This is a genomic window from Stenotrophomonas sp. FW305-3-2-15-E-LB1, from assembly GCF_058787375.1.
This window is the reverse complement of sequence record NZ_JBYSZR010000009.1, coordinates 1-4,613: the sequence shown is the minus strand read 5'-3', so window position 1 is coordinate 4,613 and position 4,613 is coordinate 1. Positions and strand designations below refer to the sequence as shown.

Annotated in this window: 3 protein-coding genes; 2 read left to right on the top strand and 1 reads right to left on the bottom strand. The window is 67.3% G+C overall.

The annotated features are described in order from the left end of the window. Positions 1-164 precede the first annotated feature (164 nt). Entirely contained in the window at positions 165-2,048 is a 1,884-nt protein-coding gene (locus AC3WL7_RS08630) for a M61 family metallopeptidase (RefSeq protein ID WP_492749995.1), read from the top strand. Further along, positions 2,045-2,722: a lysoplasmalogenase gene (locus AC3WL7_RS08625; protein ID WP_492749994.1), complete on the top strand. Its 678-nt coding sequence runs from the start codon at positions 2,045-2,047 to the stop codon at positions 2,720-2,722. Before AC3WL7_RS08630 ends, AC3WL7_RS08625 begins: the two co-directional genes overlap by 4 nt. Positions 2,723-2,847: 125 nt before the next feature. Here AC3WL7_RS08625 and treA read toward each other — a convergent pair whose 3' ends face one another. Beyond that, on the bottom strand, positions 2,848-4,467 hold the full coding sequence (treA, locus tag AC3WL7_RS08620) for an alpha,alpha-trehalase TreA (protein ID WP_492749993.1): 1,620 nt from the start codon (positions 4,465-4,467) through the stop codon (positions 2,848-2,850). Positions 4,468-4,613 lie beyond the last annotated feature (146 nt).

Below are 4,613 nucleotides of genomic sequence, written 5' to 3'. Positions count from 1 at the left end.
GATCCACGCCATGCGTGGATGGACACCCGCCACGATCGGCACATCGCATCCCCGGTAGATCCACGCCATGCGTGGATGGGCGAACCGTCCATGACCTTTGGCCATGGGGCCACGCACCACACAGGCCTAGCATCGAAGGTTCTACCGCTGCTGGAACCTGCCTGATGAAGACCCGTGCCCTGGTGATGTCCGTGCTGTTCGCGCTGGCTGCCACGCCTGCGCTGGCGCAGACCTCGCCGCCGGGCGATGCCGCGGCCCCCGGCCTGCTGCGCATCGATGTGGATGCACGCGACCTGGCTCGCCGCATCTTCAAAGTGACCGCCACCGTGCCGGTCAAGCCCGGTCCGGTCACCCTGCTGTACCCGCAGTGGATTCCCGGCAACCATTCGCCCACCGGCCCGATCGACAAGCTGGCCGGCCTGCGCGTCACCGCCAATGGCAAGCCGCTGGCCTGGCAGCGCGACCAGTTCAACGTCTACGCGTTCAAGGTCGACGTGCCCGAAGGTGTCGGCGAGATCGTCGCCCACTTCGATTTCCTGTCCTCGCAGGGCGGCAGCCAGGGCCGGGTGGTGATGACCCCGGAAATGCTCAACCTGCAGTGGAACGCCAATTCGCTGTACCCGGCCGGCGTCGACGCGCGCAACCTGCAGGCGCAGGCCAGCGTCACCCTGCCCAAGGGCTGGGCCTACGCCACCGCACTTGAAACCGCGCGCCGCGACGGCGATACCGTGGTGTTCAAGCCCATCTCCTACGACCACCTGGTCGACTCGCCGCTGTTTGCCGGTGAGCACCACCAGCGCATCGACCTCGACCCGGGCGCGAAAGTGCCGGTGCACCTCAACGTGTTCGCCGACGATGCCAAGTCGCTGAAGCCGACCGACGCGCAGATCAAGCTGCATCGAGCGCTGGTGCAGCAGGCCGACAAACTGTACGGCGCGCGCCACTACGACCATTACGAATTCCTGCTGGCGCTGACCGACCGTCTCGGCGGCATCGGCCTGGAGCACCATCGCTCCAGCGAGAACAGCGCCGCCCCCGGCTACTTCACCGAGTGGGACAGCAACGCGTGGATGCGTGACCTGCTGCCGCACGAGTACACCCATTCCTGGAACGGCAAGTACCGCCGCGGCGCGGACCTGGCCACGGCCAACTTCAACGTGCCGATGGGCGACAGCCTGCTGTGGGTGTACGAGGGCCAGACCCAGTTCTGGGGCCAGGTACTGGCCGCGCGCTCGGGCCTGTGGTCGGCCGAGCAGACCCGCGACACGCTGGCCAATGTGGCGGCCACCTATGACCGGGGCCGCCCCGGCCTGGCCTGGCGCGCGCTGCAGGACACCACCAACGACCCGACCATCGCCCAGCGCCGCGGGCTGGCCTACCGCAACTACCAGATGAGCGAGGATTACTACTCCGGCGGGCAGATGCTGTGGCTGGAAGTGGAAGGCAAGCTGCGCGACCTGAGTGGCAACCGCCGCAGCCTGGATGATTTCGCGCGAGCGTTCTTCGGCGTCGGCAATGGCGACTGGAACGTCAAGCCGTATACCTTCGAGGACGTGGTGGCGACCCTCAACGGCATCGCCCCGTATGACTGGGCCAGCTTCCTGCGGCAGCGCCTGGACGGCAACGGCTCGCTGACCGGTGGCCTGGAACTGGCCGGCTGGAAGCTGGCCTATCGCGATACGCCCAACGAGGCCTACAAGGCGCAGGAAAAGCGCGCCAAAGCGGCCCTGCTGGCGTATTCGCTGGGTGCTACCGTGCTCGACACCGGCGTGGTCGGTGATGTGATCTGGGACAGTCCGGCCTTCAACGCGGGCCTGGCACCGGGCATGAAGGTGATTGCGGTCGGTGGCCGCGAGTACAGCAGCGAACGCCTGAAGGATGCGGTGTCCGCCGCAGCCACGGACAAGGCGCCCATCGTGCTGCTGGTCAAGCAGTTCGACCGCATCGACACGATGCGCATCGACTACCACGGTGGCCTGCAGTACCCGGTGCTGGAACGCATCACCGGCAAGCCGGACCGTCTTGCCGAGCTGTGGAAGGCACGATGATGTTGTGGCGCCGCGAAGGCCTGGTCCTGCTGGCAGCGATCCTGGCCATCGTCGGCGCCTTCCTGCACGGTGATGGCCGCTGGCTGCACTGGCTCGCCAAGCCGGCAACCACGCTGCTGATCGCGGCCATCGCCTGGCAGGCACGACCGGCGGCATCGCCGTCGTACCGGCGCGCGGTGCTGGCTGGCATGCTGCTGTCCTGCGTGGGCGATGTCGCGCTGATGCTGCCGGTGGATGCGTTCGTTCCGGGGCTGGTGGCGTTCCTGCTGGCCCACGTCTGCTACATCGTCGCCTTCCGTGCTGGCCTGCGTGCGGGCGCTGGGTTGTGGGGTGCGTTCGTGCTGCTGGGCGCGTTCGCCACGCTCAACGTGCTGGGCCTGTGGCCGCACCTGCCGGCGCCGATGCGAATTCCAGTGCTCGCCTACGTGGTGGTGCTTGCCTCGATGGCTGTGCTGGCGCTGGCACGCGCGTGGGCGCGGCCGCAGCCGGCAGCCCCGGAATCGTGCAGCGCACGATGGGCCGCGATCGGCGCCGTGCTGTTCGTCGCCAGCGATTCACTGCTGGCCTGGGATCGTTTCGCTGGCGGCCTGCCGCTGGCCAGTCTGCTGGTGCTGTCCACGTACTATGCCGCGCAGTACGCCATCGCCCGTTCGGTGAGCAGGCAGCTTTTGTAGCGTCGAGCCATGCTCGACTTTGCTCTCTGTAGAGTCGAGCTTGCTCGACTGCTTCTGCCAACAGCAGTCGAGCAAGCTCGACTCTACAAAAGCGCAGCCGCGCATGGCTCGGCTCTACAACGCGCTCATTCGACGTCAGCCGCGCTTTCGCAGATGCGCTCCGGTGCGCACAGGCGATCAAGCAGGGCCAAGGTCACGCCGTTGCTCCAGCCGAAACCATCCTGCAGCGGGTACTCGCCACCACCACCGCCGCTCGCCGAGCCATCCACTACGTACTTCTCCACCAGCTTGCCGTCGCGGTCATAGACCGATTGCACCGTGCGCAGGGAGCGCACGCCCAGCGTCCGCGCCAGCGCCTGCTGGCCGTACTGCTGCAGCCCATCCACGGCCACCCACTGCAGCGGCGCCCAGCCGTTCGGGGCGTCCCATTGCTGCCCGGTATCGTGCTGCGTCGTCAGCAGGCCGCCTGAGCGCAGCAGGCCGGCTTCCACAGCATCGGCGGTGCGCCGCGCCTGTGCTGCGTCGGCAATCTTCAGCCACAGCGGGAACAGTGCTGCGGCGGTGAGGGCAGGGCGCTGCTGGCCGCTGTCCAGGTCGCGGTCGACGTAGTAGCCCTGGCGCGCATCCCACAGCTGCGTGTTGATGGCCGCACGTCGCGAGGCCGCCAACTGCTGGTAATGACGCGCATCGTCACGCGCGCCTGATGCGGTGCTTGCACGTGCCAGCGTCTGTTCCAGCTGGAACAGCAGGCTGTTCAGATCCACCGGCACGATGGCGGTCGTGCGGATGCTGGACAGCTGCGCCGGGTCATCCAGCCAGCGCGAGCTGAAATCCCAGCCGGATTCGGCACCGGCGCGCAGATCGCGGTAGACCTGCGATGGCGGTCGCTGCGATGCCTGCGCCGCGGTCGCCAGATCATCCGTCCACGATTCGGTACGCGGCACCGCACGCGCATCCCAGTAGCGGTTCAACAGTTGGCCATCGGCCAAGCGCACCACGCGTTCGCGCGCCTGGCCCGGTGCAAGGCCCTCGGCGCCGTGCATCCAGAACGCGTGTTCGATGCGCAGCTGCGGCAGGTAGCGCCGGTATGCATCGTCACCTTCGTGGCGGGCCAGCAGTTCCACCATCAGGCTGAAGAACGGCGGCTGCGAACGGCTGAGGTAGTAACTGCGGTTGCCGTTGGGTATGTGGCCGTACTGGTCCAGCTGCCAGGCGAAGTTGTCGACCATGTCGCGCACCTGCTGCCAGCGCTGGCTGGACGCAAGGCCGAGCAGGGTGAAGTAGCTGTCCCAGTAGTAGACCTCGCGGAAACGGCCGCCGGGAACCACGTACGGGTGCGGCAAGGGCAGCAGCGAACCGTGCGGATCGACGGTGGTGGTGTGCCGCTGCAGCACCGGCCACAGGCCTTCGATGTGCGCGCGCAGTGTTTCCCCTGCGGGTGGTACGTAGGCCGGCGCATCGCCCGGTACCGTGAAGCGGGTCGCGACGAAATCGCGCAGCGTGTAACCGGGTTGCCGCTGAGCGGCCTGCCAGTCGGCCAGCACGGCCGCAGCCGGCTGATGCGGCACGGCATCGGCGAAGGTCTTCTGGTCGGCAAACAGGTGAGCGCGCTGCACCTGCTGGAACAACGGCGCGAGCGGCTGGTCGGGAGGCTCAGGGGCGCGGGCGGTTTCTTCGGCTGTTGCATTGGCGATGCAGAGCACCAGTGCCAGCGACGCACCGGCCTGGAACATCGAGGGACGCATGGCGTGCCTCCAGAAGGGTGTGTGGCCACTGTAGCCCCGCATGCGTGAAAGCGGTTTGCGTGTTGCTTTTGTAGAGTCGAGATCCTATGTTCGCAGTCAAGCCTGCAGGAAGCGGGCTTGGCCCACCTTCAACAGGGCTGGATCGA